Source organism: Streptomyces sp. Je 1-332 (genome assembly GCF_040730185.1).
In the GTDB taxonomy this organism is placed as follows: domain Bacteria; phylum Actinomycetota; class Actinomycetes; order Streptomycetales; family Streptomycetaceae; genus Streptomyces.
Genome location: NZ_CP160402.1, coordinates 2,322,052 through 2,338,648, shown reverse-complemented (window position 1 = coordinate 2,338,648; position 16,597 = coordinate 2,322,052). Strand labels below are relative to the sequence as shown.

The window sequence follows — 16,597 nt, the reverse complement described above, 5'->3', positions numbered from 1 at the left end:
CGCTCACTCGGCGCCGGTCTTCATGCGATACACGACCTTCCCGTCGAACTCGGCGAACCCGAGTGCGCCATAGAAGGCGCGTGCATCCGGGTTATCCCGGTCCGTCATCCACTCGACCCGGCTGCACCCCGGGCGCGCGGAGGCGACGGCCCGCAGTTCATCCATGAGGCGCACGCCGATGCCTTGCCGGCGAAGCGTGTCGCGGACGTACAACTCCTTGAGGAACAGGGAGTGGGTCGACCCCGCAGACGGCCACAGGAACGAGTACGCGGCGAGCCCCACGACTCCGTCGTCCTCATCTTCGACGAGAAGGGCGGAGGCTAGCGGCGGTGAACCGAACAGCGCCTCCTCGACCTGCGTCTGGCGCTCTTCGAAGGGCTGGATGTCCGCATCCGCTGTGCCGTAGAAGCGCTCGATCTCCTCGATCAGTTCTGCCACGGCCCGTACGTCGCTCTTCTCAGCGGGCCGGATTGTCACGGTCATCGGCGTGCAACTCCTGTGGTTCGTGGTGAGTGCTGGGGGCGGGCAGCCGGGCTCCCGGCGCCTGGACTACGGGACTCGCGAGCCGGGGCTTCCCAGCGCCCAGCCATGCCGCTGTAGAGAACCCTGAACGTGTCGGATGAGATACGCCAGGTCCTCGCAGTAGACGGAGGGGTTCTGATATCCACGCTCGGAACTGAAGCGATGTGGAAGGTAGCCCCCGCCGCACACCGCGACCAACGGACAGCGCTGGCACTCTTCCGCGAGCGCGGCCGTCCCGCCGCCCTGCTGTCGGTGCAGGAGCTTGGGGTGATGGATGGCCGCGTCGAACGATTCATGGAAGACATCGAGCCCGAGCCAGGAGGCACCCACCTCGACCGAGCGCAAGGTGTCCACGCCTTCGATGGAGCCGTCGGACTCGATGACGACGCTGGCAGGCGGGGCGAGCCCAAGGGTCTCGACCGCGCCGTAAGCACCGGAGCTGAGCGCCACGATGTCTTCGAGCATCCGGACGCTGTGCTCGTACTGGGGCTGGGCGAGCCAAGCATCGTAGACGCGGCTCATCCACACCCCGTACTCCGGAACGGTCGGATCATTCCGCTCCGGCGGCGCGTCATGCGTCCCGTGCGGCAGCCCGAAGTCGATCACCGGTGGCTCGAACGACGCGAGGTAGTCATGCACCTCCACGGGATCGTTCGCGAGATCCACGACCGCGAGTAGCCCGGCGAAGAGCTGCGGCCGGGACCGCAGCAGCTCAATGCCCCGCACAGCCGAAGCCGCGCTCGACCGCGAGGCGTGAGTCAGACGGTGCCGGTCGTTGGCGGCGGGAGGACCGTCGAGACTGACACCCACCGTCACCGCGTACTGCTCGAATAGATCGAGCCACGCCTCCGACACGAGCGTCCCGTTGGTCTGTAGCTCGAAGTGGACCTCGACGTCCGAGGTAATGCCGTCCCTCAGGACGCGGAGGAGATCCCCCAGATGCCGCGGCCCGGCGAGCAGAGGCTCTCCGCCGTGCAGCACGACATGGACGGCTCGCAGCTCATACATGACCACATGCTCTGCGATGCGCTGAGCCGCAGCCTGCGCCACCTCCACACTCATACGCGCCGGCAGACTCCGCCACGCCTGGTCCTTCGAGTTGAAGACGTAGCAGTAGTCGCAGTCGATGTTGCAGCGGTTCGCGACCTTGAGGATGAAGGTGTGGAACGGCGTGTGAGAGTACTTCGAGGTCATCAAGGAGGAGCTATTACAGCGGCCACGGCCAGGAGACTGAAGCGGCATGCGCGCCGTCCCCAGTGCGGTTCGACGCCGACTGCTCGGCTGTCAGCCGGTGCTGCACGCGGGTGGCGACACGGTTCAGGACCTCAGGCAGCGGCGCGACCTCTGGGGCATCCAGGTTGGAGGCCGAAGGGGAGGGAACAGTGCTGCTCGGCGGCATACATCACTCCTCAAGACAAGCGCGCCGAGTGTCGGGGCGGGCCCTAACGCGGCGCGAAGCAATGGTCGTTACTGCTACAGATCAGCTGGCAACGTAGCACCACTGAAGTAGGCAGCGGGATACGGAAACTGGCCACGCGATCAGGCCTGGAGCCCGAGCCCCTCTCCCTTATGCCCACCTTCTTACGCCCACCTTGCGGGGCGTCCGCGAGGCCACGCTCACCCCGCCTGTGCCGCCAGCAGCCGCTCGACCTCAGCGACCGCGCGGCCTGCCCCCAACTGCCGGTAGATGGCGAGGGCTTCACGTAGCTCCGTGTCCCACCCTTCACGATCTCCCGCTGCCGACGCGCAGCGGCCGATTCCCTCCAGGGCGCGAGCCTCCTCCAATGGACACCGGACCTCTCGCGCGAGACGCAGTGCCTCACGGAAGCGCGTGCGTCCGGAGTTCGGCTCCCCGGAGTTGCTCTGCAGCACGCCCCAGTGGTTCAGCACCTCCGCCTCACCGCACCGATCGCCCAGTTCACGCAGAATCCCTAAACTCTGCTCGAAGGCGGCCGCAGCGCCCCTCACGTCGCCGGCAGATGCCCGGGCAGCACCCAACTCGCTCAGTGAGGCGGCTTCTCCGCCGCGGCTGCCGAGTTCGCGGTAGATAGCCAGCGCTTCCTCCTGCGCGCTGACGGCCTCCGCCGCGCGCCCTGTATGGCGCTCCAGTACAGCCAGGTGCCGGATGCTGTTGGCCCGTCCGAACCGGTCGCCCAGCTCGGTGAAGTACTCAAGCGCCCGGTGGTGAGCCTCCCGCGCTCCGTCAGGATCACCGGTCAGCCGCCGCACTACGCCCAGTTCATTCAGCGCATAGGCTTGGTGATTGCGATCGTCGAGCGCGCAGTAGATGTCGTACGCCTCGCGGTGCCGCTGCCCGGCCAGTGCGTAGTCCCCCATGAGGCAGTGCACCACGCCGAGATCGCGTAACGAATTAGCTTCTCCGTAGCGGTCGTTGATCTCGCGATAGAGGCGTAGCGCCTCGGTCTGCGTTTCGAGCCCCTCTGCGAAGTGGCTGGCCTGCCGTTGCACCATCCCCAGGTCTGCGAGCGCGTTGGCCTGCCCGAGCCGGTCGCTCAGCTCACGGAAGATCGCCAGGGCCTCCGTCTGGGACCGCGCAGCGGCCTCGTTGTCGGCCGTCATGTACCCGACGATGCCGACCTGGTTCAGCGCCTTCGCCTTGCCGCGCAGATCGTCGATGGCCTCGTACTCCGCAACCGCCTCGTTCAGGGCCCGAGCCGCCTCTGCGTAGCTGGCCATGAATCGGCGTACGACTCCGAGTTCGGCCAGCGCGTCGGCGAGCCCTTGCCGATCTCCAGTCCGCCGGGCGGCCTCCGCGGCGACGCGGTGGAGGCCGGCGGCTTGGTCCCAGGGTCCCGCATGCCGCAGGAAGGGTGCCAGGGCCGCGGCGAGCCGCACGACCAGGGAGTGCAGCGTCAGAGAGTTCGCCTGTTCGATGCAGGCCAGCATGTTGGCGCGCTCACGCTCCAGCCATCCAAGCGCGTCGTTCCGCGTCCCCATGACGGGAAGCTCGACGGCTGGCGCCCCGCCACCCGACGGGCCGGGCAGGGGAGGGGCTCCCGCATCCGAACCACTCCGGATGATGTGCATGTTCGCATCGCTGAGAGCAGCCAGGTAGTAGGTGCCCACGCGCTCGACTGCCTGTGCCTGGGTCATGCTGTCCTCCTCGTCAGCGAGGCCGCGGGCGTAGTCGCGTAAGAGGTCGTGCAGCCGGTAGCGGCTCTCCGGGTTCTCGTCGATCAAGTGGTCGTCGTAGAGCGCGTCGAGGTGCCGTCGGGCATCTGTGACCGCTATCGAGTCAAGCGCGGCACTGACATAAGCGTCAATATCCGCCCCTGGGTGAAGGCTGAGTCGCCGGAAGAACCGCTGTCGCGCTTCTGGCAGATCCTGATAGGAGAGGTCGAAGGTCGCACCCATTGCCCGTTCACCGGCCCGCATCTCACCAAGCCGGTCCCGTGTTGCCAGCAGCCTTGCCAGCAGATCTTCGACACTCCAGGCAGGTCGGTGCCGTAAGCGCGCGGCAAGCAGCGACACCCCCAGTGGCAGATACCCGCACAGCTGAACCAGCTCATCCAGCACCGCTGGTTCGAGGCTCTCCGGTGACCGCCCACTGAGCTGCGTGAACAAGCCGATCGCATGATCCGGTGGCAGAGCCGCGACGGCCATCGCAACTTCCTCGTGTGCCGCCAGTCGCCGCCGACTGGTGACAAGCACCAGACACTCACTCCCGCCGGGCAGCAATGGCTCCAACTGCCGGTAGCTGGCAGCGTTGTCGAGGATGAGCAACGCCTTCCGCCCCGCCAGCTGACTCCGCCACAGGGCGGCTCGCGCCTCGGTGACGGCCCCGATGTCGTCCCCAACTGGTATCTGCTGCGTGGGCACCCCGGTAGCCGCCAAGAGCGAGGCCAGCGCCTCGGTCGCCTGCACCGGATTCCGCCCTGGCGTATGCCCGTTCAAGTTCACGAAGAGCTGGCCATCCGGGAACCGTGACGCCAGCGAATGTCCGGCGTGCACGGCGAAGGTCGTCTTGCCGACGCCGGGCATCCCATCGATCACGTGAACGGGAAGCGACTCCCCGCGCGCCTGAGAGGCATCCACGGACTGCTGCAACCGCTCAAGTTCCACGGACCGGTTGGTGAACGCGGTGGTATCCCGAGGCAGCGAGCGAAGAACCAGGGCTGCGCCCGGCGTACCCACACCATCGTCCGGCCGGATAACCGGCTCCGGGCTTCTGCTGGCCGTCCCAATGTCGGAGAGGGCGGCAAGCATGGCAGTTAAGCCGACTAACGCCAGGCCCAGCAGGGCGAACGACAACCAGGCGTGCCGCTGCATCCAGCCGAGCCACGAGGGCCAGTTCGACGTCTCGGACACCGCGTTCGTGACAAGCCCGACCAGAATGGTTGTCGCCGCGCCGCCGCCGGCAACGACAGCGATTGCCATGCCGCGTCTCATTCTCATGAGCTCACCGAATGGCTGCCGCTGGACGGCAGGGGCACGAGTGAAAGCAATCTGGACAAGAAGGACCCCCGAGATCGACACCGCGACGTTCCAAGCGCATCAGCCACCCGTCGGCCGGTCAAGGAGGCCCAAGGCCAGATGTCGCTACCTGAGTGTGACGGGAGGTGGGGTCCGGCCGGGGTGGTCAGCGAGGAACGGGCAGCCAGTTATGCGCCAGCACGCAGTCCGCGGAGGGCTCGGTCGAAGTCGCTGGTCGCCTGGTGGGCGGCATTCTTCAGTCCCTCGAACCGGCTCCACTTCGTCCGCACTCTCTGCCAGTCCTGCTCCTTAAGCTCGTGAAACCACGTAGCCATGAGGTCGCCAAGGGTGATGAGTGCGCTATTCAGTTGGTCGGTCTTCTCTCGTACATCGGAGGTGGGCGCCTTCAGCCCCACGGCAACGAAGGCCCTCTTCGTCTCCTCCCATCGCAGCGAGAAGTCGACGTAGCGCTCCTCGCACTTCGACGGAGTGCGCCCGGATGAGCCGAGTTCTTGTGCCAGCTCCCAGCAACTCCCCATATAGACATGGGACGCAACCAGCGCATCAGCAGTGGCCTGGCTCCATTCCCGCTCGAGATCAGCGGCGTGGTGCGCCATCTGCAGTTCTCGCTGCAGCGTTGCCTCCGATGCGCTCAGCCTGTTCTGTTCGCGCAGCGTCACCCTGGTGCTATAGATGCCCGTCACGGCACCAACCGCCGCCACTGCGAGTGCTCCTAATGCTGCGACCATTTCTGCGCTCATGTCACATCTCCCTGATTGCGGGCCCGACGGCGGGCTGCGACTCGTTGGACAGGGGCGGTCGCGGTCCCGCTCTTCGCGGTCCGGGCACTCATACGATGCCCAATTCGGCTGTCCCCGAGCGTCGTTCGGGCTCCACTGTAGGAGCTGGTGCTCGTCCGGTGGCCGAGGGCTCCCCTGCCGAACTCGTCGGACGAGGCCCAGACGACCACGGCACGGCCGTGCCGTGAGGCGGCGACGGCCGGGGAGGTGAACCGCGCCTCGTTGAACGGCTGCGGCTCGCCGTCGAATGCGAAGCTCCAACCGTGCCGGGCACGACCGACGGCGACCAGCGCCTTGTCGTCGTACGAGGAGGATGTCCCACTCGACCGCAGTTCCGAGCGCGCATCCCACAGGGTCATCGGCTCGTGCAGCTCTGCGTCGTCCGCGGCGCCGATGAGAGCGGGGAGCGCGTCGGGCTCTACGCCTTCGACGAGGAGGAATCGGTACCCTTGGCGCTGGCCGTTCGAAGGCCGTTCCGCGAGCCACGCCATGCCCTGGGGGTCCTCGTCGACTGCCACGCCCCAACTGCCAGTGGCTTCCTCGCCTCTGGGGGTGGCCAGCAGCGCCCGACCCCGCTCCTGCGTGAGCAGCGGGTCGGCGACGAGGCCCACGGGCGCGAGGTGGTCAACACCCAGCGGCTGCCACTGGGGCAGCGCGGTCGGCAGAGTCTGCCAGGCCGCGTCCGCCTCGCCCCACCGCGCCTGTTCCCGGGCTGTTTCCACGGCGTCGCCAAACGGTCCTGGCGCGGTGTACGCGTAGGTGCCCTCCCGCAGTTGCCGCAGCACCAGCTCCAGCGCGCGCACCTCGTCGGAGCTGCCACGCACGTGGCCCTCATATGCCCCTTCGCCACGCCATGACCGCTCCCCGCGGCTGGCGACCAGGGCGGGCAGCAGCTCCGGCGCGTACACCGGATCGGCAGCGAGCCCGTCGAAGTGCTTGGCGTGGCGGTCGCCGAGCAGCCACACGATCTGGTCCCGCATCGCCCCGGCGCGGGGCCTGCCATACTTCTGCGCCTGCGCGAAGACCGCTTCGGCCCGCTCGTAGTCGCCGCGCAGTGCGTCACGCCGTGCCTCCTCCACCATGGCGTCCAGCGACTCTGTCGTGGCGTTCACGAACTCCGATGCGCCGTCGGCCCGAGCCCGCAGGCTGTGGAACTCCCGGTAGGCATCCTGCATGAACTCCCAGAAGGACACGTGCCGTTCCGGAGGGCTGGCCCGCCATGGCGCCCACGTGTACACCGCCCATTCACCGTGCGCTTCCACGTCTTCCGGGTCCAGCATGACGGTCATGGCGTCGGATTCCACGGCCAGATCGAGCCCTCGCGTCCAGATCGTGGCCCCCAGGACCTCCTCCCGCGTCGCATCCTCGTCCAGGTCCTCCTGGAAGATCTCGGCGAGTCCCGCGTCGTCCTCATGCCAGCGAGACGCGTCCGTGCCCGCGAGCAGCCACACGAACCCGCCCGCATGCCGCCAGCCGTCGGTGACCTCCAGAAACGTCCGGTACGACGGCGGCAGCCGGTGCCCAAGGCGCTCTTCGAGGGCCGCGGCCCGCGCGAAAGTCGCGGGTTCGAAGCCGAGCCAGCGGGCGCGACGGGCCTCCTCATCGCCCGAGTCCCGCACTTCATCGGGATCACATGCGTCCGCCCACTCCTCGCTCCACCGCGTGAGGAAACCCCGCCAGTCGTAACTCCCGCCAGCCGTCTCAGTCATGTGCGCGATCGTCGCACCCGGCACTGACATTGATGCTGATACACGGGTTCCGGTGGCCGTGGCTCTGGTAGACGCCTTCGGTGACGATGACGACGGGTCACGCACCGCCGAGGAGACGGCGCCCAACCGCGAGCGCCCGACCGGCAGTTGTGAGGTCGCCATCGACAGCGACTACAAGAGCAGTTACGACGGCGACGAGGTCTCCGTCGACCAGCGGGTGTCGGTCGAGTACGGCCCGGCCCCCAAGGCCGCGGAGGCCCGGCTCTCGATGGTCCACGACCGTTTCCTGGGCGGTGACGCGGTTCCGCTCCCGGACGGCCTGCCGGGCACGGTGAACGGAAGTGGTGGCCTGCTGGTGCTGCCGAAGTCCTGCGATACGGACGACGGCCGGCCGACCATCGTCACCCTGGAGGCCTCCGGCAGGTACTCCAGCGGCCCCTCGTACACCCAGAACGATCCGCCCGACCTGGGCGGCGCCCGGGAGGCGGCCGTGCTGCTGGTCGCGGCGGCCAACTCGGGGATGGCGGCGGCCGGTTGTGCGCCGGACGAGCCGCTGAGGGTCAGCTCGCCGGTCTATGACCTGCCGGGCAGGACGGAGAGCGTCTTCAGCGCCTCTGACGACGTCTGCGGCATCCGCGGCCTGCGTCCGGGCACGGAGGACGTCAAGGATCAGATCGGCGCGGTCACCCGCGACTTGCAGACGTGCAGCGTCCGCGGCGATCGCGACGACGTGCCGCACCTGGACCTGGCGATGGTCGCGCAGCCACGGCTGGCCGCGGTGTTCGACGGCATCGTGGGCGAGCGTCCTGCGGCCCGCGGCTGGCGCGGCACAGGCACCACAAGTAAGGAGCGCGTGATCGTACGGGCCGACTGTGCCAACCGGCCCCTCACCCTCCTGATGGGCGCCTCCAGCGACCGCGGCCATCTCGCCGCCTTCGCCAACGCGGTCGCGGCCCGCCTGGGCTGCGCCCCCATCGCACCGAAGGGAGCCGCCCGGTGAGCAGCGCAGAGGACGAGCCGAACCGCTACGACCAGCCCCTGCCCGCCGATCGGGAGCTGCTCAGCGAGCGGCGTCGGCGTCGGCGCTCATGGCACTGGCGCCGGTTGCTGCGCGGCCGGGTCCGGCCGCTGTTGGCCGCGGGTCTCGCCGGGGTGCTGCTCGGCGTCGGCGGCATGGCCTGGCAGGCGCAGGCCGGGCCCTTCGCGCCGGACGAGGTGTGCTGGGGAGCGCTGTCCCGCGACGACCTTGCCCCGCTCTTTCGCGAGCCGCAGGACGTCGAAGCGGTCGAAGCGCCCGTGTTGTACGGTGTGCGCTCCCTGGACGGCCCCACCGGCAACTGCCAGTTGGCGAACAGCGACGGCGACGCGTGGGCGCTCACCGCGCGGGTGCATCGGCTGGACGACCGGGCGGGCGACGACGGCAAGTGGGCGGATGAGTTCCTCTCCGCCCGCCTCACACCGCTCGGCGGCGGCCTCCTCGGCATGGCTTCGGACAGCCGCGCCTGGCTCGCCATCCCGGACGGCTGTATAGGCCGGCCCGGCCACCTCGACGGGCCGACCGTCGTGGACATCGCCCAGGGCAGCTGGATCAGCGACATGGAGCCGCGTACCAAGGAGCGGGACGCGATGGCCCGCATGGTCGTGAAGCTCGTCAACAAGGTCAGCGCGGATTTGGGCTGCACCGGCACGATCGCCGATCCGGTCGACCGTCTGCCGAAGCCCGCCCGCTACACACGCACCGAGAAGCCGGACGCCTTGTGCGGCATCAAGGGCCTGACCGTGGGCGGGGAGCAGAAGCCGACCAAGTACCCCGTGATCACCAACGGGCGCGGTCCGGTGCGCACCTGCGACCGGCACATCACCGGCTCGCAGCCGAAACAGCGGATGATGACCGTCGAGGACTCGCGGCTGGCCGGGATCTTCACGAGGATGGCGCTGGACGAGGGCGACCGGGTGCACTCCGCTGCCGGCTACGGCAGCCTGGGCCCCAACCTCGGCGTCCTCCGGACCCGTTGTCAGACGGGCGAGACCGTGTTTCTCGTACAGGCCAACGAGGGCGGGGCCGGCGCGGCCGTGCGTACCCTGTTCCCCCGCTACGTCGAGGCCGAGGCCGCCCGCCTCGGCTGCGGCCCGCTGAAGCTGAAACTGCCGCGGGCGGACGGACGTCGCTGACTCTCGCCCGGCCGCCCGGCCGCCCGGCCGCCCGGCCGTCCGGCTGGCCGGCCCCCCCCGGCCGCCGTGCCGTGATCGCCAGCCACGACCTCCCCTTCTCGCATCGCCAGAAGTGCGTAATTTGCAGCTCATGTGCGCGGTGCCCGTTACATCCCCTATGTGGCTCTTTGATGTGAGATCCGTAACTTCGTAGACGTCACCGTGACCGAGCGGACGACACACATCCCGGAACCGACCCGAGAGGGGCCCCTTCATGCGTACCGCCCGCACCCTGCGCACCGCCGCCATCGCCGTCGTCGCCACGGCGGGCATCAGCCTTGGAGCCGCGTCCGGGGCGATGGCCGCCGCCGGTCCGCAGGCCTCGGCCGGCGTGAGCGTCAGTGCCGAGTCCGTGGCGCTCTCCAAGGCCAAGAAGCCGAAGAGGGCCAAGACGGTCAAGCTGCGCGACGGCTCCACCGCCAAGGTCTACAAGCTCGGCAAGAACAAGGCCAAGGCCGTCGTCCTCGGCCCCAAGGGCGGCACCCTCATCGCCAACGGCAAGAACGCCTACGCCAACCACAACGGCCTGCACATCAAGCTCACCCCGGGCGGCTCGCTCACCTCCTGGATGGACAAGGCCAAGCCGAAGCCGAACCCGAACAAGCGCGTTCTCGTCGCCTCGCCCAAGCTCGCCGACGGCTCCACCGCGAAGGTCTACAAGCTGTCCACCAACCACTACCAGGCCGACTTCTTCGGCGCCGGTGCCAAGCTCGGCTCCCTCGACGCGAACGGGCGCGCCGCCTACGGCCAGAACAACGGCCTGCATGTCGCGCTCCAGCCCGACGGCCAGCTCAAGTCCTGGCTCGACGAGGCCGGACAGGACACCCCGGACCCGCAGCCCGCCCCGGACGACGACGTGCAGCCCGACCTGCAGCCCACCCCGGACCCCGATGACGCGCGTCCGGCCCCGCAGCCCCAGCCCCAGCCCGACACGGACACCTCGGCCGACACCGTGCAGCCCGACGAGCAGAAGCCGAAGGACGAGCAGAAGCCGAAGGCGGACGCGGGCGCCGGCACCGACCAGGTCAAGCCCGGCGGCGACACCGCACCGGCGCCCGCCCCGGCGCCCGTCCCGGCGCCCCTCCCCGCTGCCTGACCCGCGGCCCGGCTCTCCCAGGGAAAGATCATGTTCACCCGCGTCCGCCCGCGAGCCGTCGTGATCGTGGTCGCAGCGCTCGCCGCCGTCGCTCTGCCGACGGCGGCGGCGTTCGCCGACACGGCCGAACTCCCGCAGCGTCCCCCCGACGCCCCGCACCTCACGCCGCGCGAGTCGATCCAGCCGGCAGCGCACATCGTCGCCGAGATCGCGGTGAAGGGCGCCGAGCGCTCATCGGGCCGGCCGCTCGGCATGCTGCCCGAGCAGCCCGCGCCCGCGCCCGGCTCTCAGAACACCGAGAGGCCCGTCAGCGTCGTGAAGCGGTCCAGCGCCGCCACCCCCGAGACCGAGTTGCCCCGCTCGTCGAGACCCGGACTCCAGACGCAGAGCGTGCAGTGGCCGGGGACGACGGCGATGATGCCGCCGCCCACGCCGCTCTTGCCGGGCAGGCCCACGCGGTAGGCGAAGTCGCCCGCCGCGTCGTACGTCCCACAGGTGAGCATGATCGCGTTGATCTGCTTGGCCTGGCTGCGGCTGAGCAGGCGGGTGCCGTCGGCGCGGATGCCGTGCCGGGCGAGGAAACCGGTCGCCAGGGCGAGGTCGGCGCAGGACGCTTCCACGGAGCACTGGCGGAAGTACTGGTTCAGGAGGACAGGGACCGGGTTGTCGATGTTGCCGTACGCCGCCATGAAGTGGCCGAGTGCGGCGTTGCGGTCCCCGTGGGCCGACTCGGAGGCGGCGACGGCCTCGTTGATCGCGAGCCGGTCGTTCCCGCTCTCCGCGCGCAGCAGGTCCAGGAGAGCGCCCGCCGCGTCTCCGGTCTGCGTCTGGAGCCGGTCGGTGACGACGAGGGCGCCCGCGTTGATGAAGGGATTGCGCGGGATGCCGTTCTCGTACTCCAGCTGCACGAGGGAGTTGAAGGGGTTGCCGGAAGGCTCGCGGCCCACGTGCTCCCACAGGGCGTCGCCCTCGCGCGCCAGGTCGAGCGCGAGGGTGAACACCTTGGTGATGGACTGCGCGGAGAACGGCTGCCGCCAGTCGCCCACCCCGTACACCGTGCCGTCCGGCTCCGCGACGGCCATCCCGAACCGGCGTGGGTCGCACGCGGCGAGCGCCGGAATGTAGTCGGCTGGGCTGCCGCGCCCCGGCGTCTTCTGGATCTCGGCCGCGATGCGGTCCAGGACCGGCTGGAAGGTCTGGGGGGAGGTCGGCGGAGTCATGATCGCCATTTTGCACCCGGCTGTCCGGGGTCGCCGCGGCCTGCGGTTGTCCGGGGCCGCTGCCCGCGGCTGTCCGGGGTCGCGGCCCGCGGCCGGAATTGGCCGTAGCATGTCAACAAGTGTGGGAGTGGCCCTTGTCGTCTCCAGGGGTCCGTGCCTCAATGCGGTACGAGATGCTGACTGGTCGTCAGTGAGAGCTGACAGAGCATCAGTTGTCTCCAATCCCCCCGCAAATCCCCCCACTTGAAGGCAGGATTCCCCATGAGGCATGGCATGCGTGCAATAAGCAGGCGGCAGCGCAGATTCGGTGCCGGGACGGCGCTGGGCGTCGGACTGGTCGCCGTGGGCGCCATGGTGATGGCGCCCGCCGCCACCGCGGTCACCCCGGAGACCGCGACCATCTCGTTCGACTGCGGGACCTGGGGCTCGGGTTCGGCGACGCTCAAGGCCACCCAGGACGGCACCGCCGCGACGATCAGCGTCTCCACGTCGGCGATCACCGCACCCATCGACATCGCCGCGGACTCCGTCGACTCGACACTAACGCTCACCAAGAACGGATCGGGCACCACCACCTTCACCGGCAGCTCCAACCCGGCCATCCCCGCCGGTGGCGAGGTGTCGACCGGACCGCTGGACGGGACCGTCGCCACCGGTGACAGCCTGGAGGGCACGTCACTGCAGGTCGTGGTCCTCGGGATCAGCGTGACCTGCAACGCCACATCGGCGCAGGCACCCGGCCCGTTCGTCTTCTGACGCTCGTCGGCTACTGGCGCCCGTCGGCCTCCGCCGCCAGCGGGCGCCAGTACTGGTCCTTGCCCTCGTCCCGTACTACGTACCCCAGACCCCGCATCGTCTCGGCGAGGTCCCCGGCGTCCTGTGCTGCCTTGCTCTTCAGCGCGACCTTCCGCGCGGTGAGGACCGCGTGCGCTTCGGCGGGCAGACCCGGAGCGCCGGGAATCCAGCGGTGGAACAGGGCCGCGTGCGGATCGGCGTCCCGCCACGGGTAGCCGTGCGAGCGAAACGCCTCGGCCAGGGCCGGAGCCTTCGTCTTGTGGACGCCGCGCGTGAACTCGCACGACGACTCGTCCAGTACCACCAGTTCCTTGCCGTCGAGGAACACCGCCGAAACGCGGGCGCGTTCGATGCTCCGCTTCGTCTCGTGCAGGTCGGCCACCAACTCCTGGTCGGTCAACGTCAGTTTGAGGGTTTCGTCGTAGTCCGTGCCGGCGATGAGCAACCCGGCGACCAGGCCGAGGCCCGCCGCGATCGCCGTCTGCCACGGCCTGTCCAGCGAACCGACGAACGTGATGCCGTCCCGCCAGGGCAGCACCGGCAGGTCACTCAGCCATCGGGCCAGGGGCGGCAGGGCGATGCCGAGCAGGAGGCCGAGGACCGGCATGCCGATGAGTACGGTCAGCAGGTCACCGCGCGGGTAACCGAGGACCGTCGTCCTGCCCTTGCGCAGCGGGACGGGGCGGCCGAGGCTCTCTTCGCTGGTCATGTCCCCGACGCTAGACGAGCGGGTGGCCGCGGGGGAGCGGCCGAAAGTCGATGGGCGGCAGACTTCGGTCGGTATCGCGGGTGCGGGTGCGGGTGCGGGTGCGGGTGCGGGTGCGGGTTCGGGTTCGGGTTCGCGGATGCGCGGGTGCGCGGGTGCGGTGTCGCGGGTGCACGGGCCGGCCGCCGGGCCCGTTTAAATGCATTGCCGTCGCCCTCGCGACCTCCTACCGTGCCGATCATGCTGCCCCCTGTGGACACCGACGAGCAATGGGATCTTGTCGTCCCCGACGAAGCCGTCATACGACCCGGAGTCGAGGATCTCTGCGGCAGGCTCGGCCTCGCCGGGGCGCCGCTCCACCGCTTCACGGAGGGCTCGCAGCCCGTCTACGCCGTCGGGGACGACCTCGTGCTCAAGCTCTTCCCCGGCGCCGCGGCCGACGACGCCGAGGCCGAGGCGCGGGTGTTGAGCCATCTTCAGGGACGGCTGCCCGTCCCCACACCGCGGGTGCACGCGTCCGGGGCGTACGAGAACGGCTGGCGGTACGTGCTGATGTCCCGGCTGCCCGGCGAAGACCTCGCCGTGGCCTGGCCGCGTCTGTCGCGCGCCGACCGGGAGCGCCTGATCACCGAGGCAGGTGAGGCGCTCGCCGCGCTGCACGCCCTGGACCCAGGGCCGCTCACCGACGTGCTCGGGCCCGGCGACTGGGGAGCCTTCATCGACACACAGCGCGCCGGAGCCGCCGCACGGCAGCGCGGATGCGGGCTGCCGGAGAGCTGGGCGGAGCAGATCCCGGACTTCCTGGACGCGGTGCCGCTGCGTGCCGACGCGCCGCGCGTCCTCCTGCACACCGAGTTCATGCGCCAGCATCTGCTGGTCGACATCGACGGCACCGACGGTTCCGACGGCACCCTCGATGGGGCGGTGCGGCCCCGCCTCACCGGGCTCTTCGACTTCGAGCCCGCCATGATCGGGGACAGGGCGTACGACTTCGTGGGCGTCGGCCTCTTCGTCACGCGCGCGGAGCCGGGCCTACTCGGCCGCTTCATGCGCGCCTACGGCCACACCTTCGAGCCGCGTGAACTCCTCGCCCACACCCTGCTGCACGTCTACAGCAACCTGCCCTGGTACCTGCGGGAACTGCCCGCCCCGCCGGAGCCGACGCTGGACGCGCTGGCTCAGGCGTGGTTCGGCACCGGGAGCGGTCAGCCCACCGGCATCAACGTCAGATAGGCCAGACCGAGCGCCTGGCGGTAGCCCCGCAGCCAGGTGTCGCGCTGGCGGTCCGCCTTGTCGCGGGTCTCGGCGGCCAGCGGGTGACCGGGGTGCGCGGCCAGCCACTCCTCCACGTCCGTGCGGTAGCCGGACTCGAACTCCTCCCACTCCTCCACGCTCGCCGTCTCCACCCACAAGGGGCGGAAGCCCGCGGCGATCGCCGCGTCCACGAGGTCGCCCAAGTAGAGGTGTTCACCGGTGTGGGCGCCCGGCCACATCCCGGCGAGCTCGTCGGAGGTGGGCGTGCGCTGCCAGAATCCCTCGCCGAGCACGACGCGGCCGCCGGGGGTGACGAGGCGGCGCAGTGCGCGCAGGGCGGCTTCGGTGTGGCCGGGCGGTCCGGCGGAGCTGAGCGCGTGGCTCGCGCCCAGGCAGAGCACGAGGTCCGCCGGGCCGCGGGTGGTGTCCGTAGCCGACTCCTCGACGAAGGAGACGCGTTCGGCCAGGCCACGCTCCTTGGCGGCGGCGCGGCCCCTCGCCAGATCCTCGGCGGACAGATCAACGCCCACACCGGTGGCGTCCGGGGCGGCTTCGAGCACGCGGAGCAGCAACTCGCCCCAGCCGCAGCCGAGATCGAGCACGGAGCCGGTGCCGGGGGCGACGCGCTCGACGAGGCGGCCGGCCCGCGTCTCGGAGAGCGGGCCGTGGAAGGTGAGGCGCGTGAGGCGGGGCGGCAGGTTCTGCGGGGTGGTGTCGGTCATGGGCGGGGACGCTATCCGGTCAACTCCCCTCTCCACCAGCGGCTTTCGCCGCGATGAGCTGGAGCCGTCACTCCTCGTCCGTCCCCGGCCCGCTCTCCTGCTCCCGTACGTTCTTCGCCCGTGAGCCCACCGAGACGAGTACGCCGAGTGCCGTGCCCGCCAGCGCCGCCGGGACCATCCAGTTGCGGTTGAAGGAGTGGCCGAGCGCGTCGTCGACGGAGTAGGCGCCGGGGCCCGCGACGGCGAGGGTGGCGGCGACCATGCCGAGGAACGCCGGGTACTCGTAGCCGCCACCCTGGCTGAAGAAGCCGTTCGGGGCGTGTACCGCGGTCGCCCCGGCCATCGCGCCCGCCGCCGCGGAACCGGCCGCGGGGGTCGCGAGGCCGAGCGCGAGCAGCGTTCCGCCGCCCGCTTCGGCGAGCCCGGCGACGACCGCGTTCGCCTTGCCCGGCGCGAAGCCGATGGACTCCATGAAGGCGCCGGTGCCCTCGATGCCGTGGCCGCCGAACCAGCCGAAGAGCTTCTGGGTGCCGTGGGCGACGAGGACGCCGCCGGTGGTGACACGGAGCAGCAGAAGGCCCAGGTCGCGTCGGTCGAAGCAGGAACGGGTCATGGCGCTGTCTCCCGGGGTGGGGGCCGGTGGGGGCCGGCCGGAGCCGGTGGGGACCGGTGGGGGCCGGTGGGTGTCAGTCCCACCGTCCGTCAGAGCCGCACCCCGTACCCCGCTCAGTCGGCCGTACGAGTGACGGTGTCCGGTGGCGGGGCGGGGCGGCCGGTGTGACCGTGGGCGCATGAGCATCCAGGTAAACCGGCTCACCGACCCGACGGTCCGGGCCTTCGTCACCGCCGTGAACTCCCACGACCAGGCCGCTTTCCGGGCCGCAGTCACGCCCGATGTGACCATGTCCGACGACGGTTCCGACCGGGACGTCACCGAGTGGACGGACCGGGAGATCTTCTCGTCGCACGGTCACATGGACGTGGAGAGCGAGTCGGACGGGGGGCGCGTCCTTGTCGTCACCTACCGCAACGACACGTGGGGGGAGATGCGGACGAAGTGGCGGTTCACCGTCGACGACGGGAAGGTCTCCCGGTTCGAGACGGGCCAGGCGTGAGCTTCGGGGCGAG

Annotated in this window: 16 protein-coding genes; 6 read left to right on the top strand and 10 right to left on the bottom strand. The window is 70.0% G+C overall.

Annotated elements, in window-relative coordinates; translation table 11 throughout:
- Window positions 1-3 precede the first annotated feature (3 nt).
- The 6 genes from haaN to ABXJ52_RS10835 all read right to left on the bottom strand — a co-directional run bounded on the left by haaN (window position 4) and on the right by ABXJ52_RS10835 (window position 7,465).
- Entirely contained in the window at window positions 4-483 is a 480-nt protein-coding gene (gene haaN / locus ABXJ52_RS10860) for a cyclophane-containing RiPP N-acetyltransferase HaaN (protein ID WP_367041358.1), read from the bottom strand.
- A gap of 66 nt (window positions 484-549) precedes the next feature.
- A complete protein-coding gene (locus ABXJ52_RS10855) occupies window positions 550-1,716 on the bottom strand; it encodes an FxsB family cyclophane-forming radical SAM/SPASM peptide maturase (protein WP_367048964.1) in 1,167 nt (388 codons plus the stop codon).
- 13 nt (window positions 1,717-1,729) lie between these two features.
- A complete protein-coding gene (gene haaA / locus ABXJ52_RS10850; protein WP_367041356.1) occupies window positions 1,730-1,921 on the bottom strand; it encodes a HaaA family cyclophane-containing RiPP peptide in 192 nt (63 codons plus the stop codon).
- A gap of 218 nt (window positions 1,922-2,139) precedes the next feature.
- On the bottom strand, window positions 2,140-4,920 hold the full coding sequence (gene haaT / locus ABXJ52_RS10845) for a cyclophane-containing RiPP biosynthesis TPR protein HaaT (RefSeq protein WP_367041354.1): 2,781 nt from the start codon (window positions 4,918-4,920) through the stop codon (window positions 2,140-2,142).
- Window positions 4,921-5,144: 224 nt separating this feature from the next.
- The gene (locus ABXJ52_RS10840) at window positions 5,145-5,717 is read right to left on the bottom strand and encodes a hypothetical protein (protein WP_367041352.1); all 573 of its coding nucleotides are present in this window, start codon (window positions 5,715-5,717) and stop codon (window positions 5,145-5,147) included.
- The gene (locus ABXJ52_RS10835; protein ID WP_367041350.1) at window positions 5,714-7,465 is read right to left on the bottom strand and encodes an SMI1/KNR4 family protein; all 1,752 of its coding nucleotides are present in this window, start codon (window positions 7,463-7,465) and stop codon (window positions 5,714-5,716) included. Before ABXJ52_RS10835 ends, ABXJ52_RS10840 begins: the two co-directional genes overlap by 4 nt.
- 52 nt (window positions 7,466-7,517) lie before the next feature.
- Between ABXJ52_RS10835 and ABXJ52_RS10830 the strand changes: the two genes are divergently transcribed.
- The 3 genes from ABXJ52_RS10830 (at window position 7,518) to ABXJ52_RS10820 (ending at window position 10,772) form a co-directional block, all read left to right on the top strand.
- Complete coding sequence (locus tag ABXJ52_RS10830; RefSeq protein ID WP_367041348.1) at window positions 7,518-8,465, top strand: hypothetical protein; 948 nt, start codon at window positions 7,518-7,520, stop codon at window positions 8,463-8,465.
- The gene (locus ABXJ52_RS10825; RefSeq protein WP_367041346.1) at window positions 8,462-9,637 is read left to right on the top strand and encodes a hypothetical protein; all 1,176 of its coding nucleotides are present in this window, start codon (window positions 8,462-8,464) and stop codon (window positions 9,635-9,637) included. Before ABXJ52_RS10830 ends, ABXJ52_RS10825 begins: the two co-directional genes overlap by 4 nt.
- Window positions 9,638-9,890: 253 nt before the next feature.
- A complete protein-coding gene (locus ABXJ52_RS10820) occupies window positions 9,891-10,772 on the top strand; it encodes a hypothetical protein (protein WP_367041344.1) in 882 nt (293 codons plus the stop codon).
- Window positions 10,773-11,059: 287 nt separating this feature from the next.
- Here ABXJ52_RS10820 and ABXJ52_RS10815 read toward each other — a convergent pair whose 3' ends face one another.
- Entirely contained in the window at window positions 11,060-12,001 is a 942-nt protein-coding gene (locus tag ABXJ52_RS10815) for a glutaminase (RefSeq protein ID WP_367041341.1), read from the bottom strand.
- A 264-nt stretch (window positions 12,002-12,265) separates the two neighbouring features.
- On the opposite strand from ABXJ52_RS10815, the gene ABXJ52_RS10810 reads away from it, so the two are divergent.
- Window positions 12,266-12,748 carry a hypothetical protein gene (locus ABXJ52_RS10810; RefSeq protein ID WP_367041339.1) on the top strand — a complete coding sequence of 161 codons (483 nt, stop codon included), beginning with the start codon at window positions 12,266-12,268 and terminating at the stop codon, window positions 12,746-12,748.
- A gap of 10 nt (window positions 12,749-12,758) precedes the next feature.
- Here ABXJ52_RS10810 and ABXJ52_RS10805 read toward each other — a convergent pair whose 3' ends face one another.
- Window positions 12,759-13,496, bottom strand: coding sequence for a DUF883 C-terminal domain-containing protein (locus ABXJ52_RS10805; RefSeq protein ID WP_367041337.1), 738 nt, complete (start codon window positions 13,494-13,496; stop codon window positions 12,759-12,761).
- 237 nt (window positions 13,497-13,733) lie between these two features.
- Between ABXJ52_RS10805 and ABXJ52_RS10800 the strand changes: the two genes are divergently transcribed.
- Window positions 13,734-14,726, top strand: a complete 993-nt coding sequence (locus ABXJ52_RS10800) for an aminoglycoside phosphotransferase family protein (protein ID WP_367041335.1) — start codon at window positions 13,734-13,736, stop codon at window positions 14,724-14,726.
- Here the strand turns inward: ABXJ52_RS10800 and ABXJ52_RS10795 are convergent.
- Both ABXJ52_RS10795 and ABXJ52_RS10790 read right to left on the bottom strand, forming a co-directional pair.
- On the bottom strand, window positions 14,699-15,469 hold the full coding sequence (locus ABXJ52_RS10795; protein WP_367041333.1) for a class I SAM-dependent methyltransferase: 771 nt from the start codon (window positions 15,467-15,469) through the stop codon (window positions 14,699-14,701). The two genes, ABXJ52_RS10800 and ABXJ52_RS10795, sit on opposite strands and share 28 nt — an antisense overlap.
- A gap of 67 nt (window positions 15,470-15,536) precedes the next feature.
- On the bottom strand, window positions 15,537-16,082 hold the full coding sequence (locus tag ABXJ52_RS10790) for a DoxX family protein (protein WP_367041331.1): 546 nt from the start codon (window positions 16,080-16,082) through the stop codon (window positions 15,537-15,539).
- Window positions 16,083-16,260: 178 nt separating this feature from the next.
- Between ABXJ52_RS10790 and ABXJ52_RS10785 the strand changes: the two genes are divergently transcribed.
- Window positions 16,261-16,584 carry a nuclear transport factor 2 family protein gene (locus ABXJ52_RS10785; RefSeq protein WP_367041328.1) on the top strand — a complete coding sequence of 108 codons (324 nt, stop codon included), beginning with the start codon at window positions 16,261-16,263 and terminating at the stop codon, window positions 16,582-16,584.
- Window positions 16,585-16,597 lie beyond the last annotated feature (13 nt).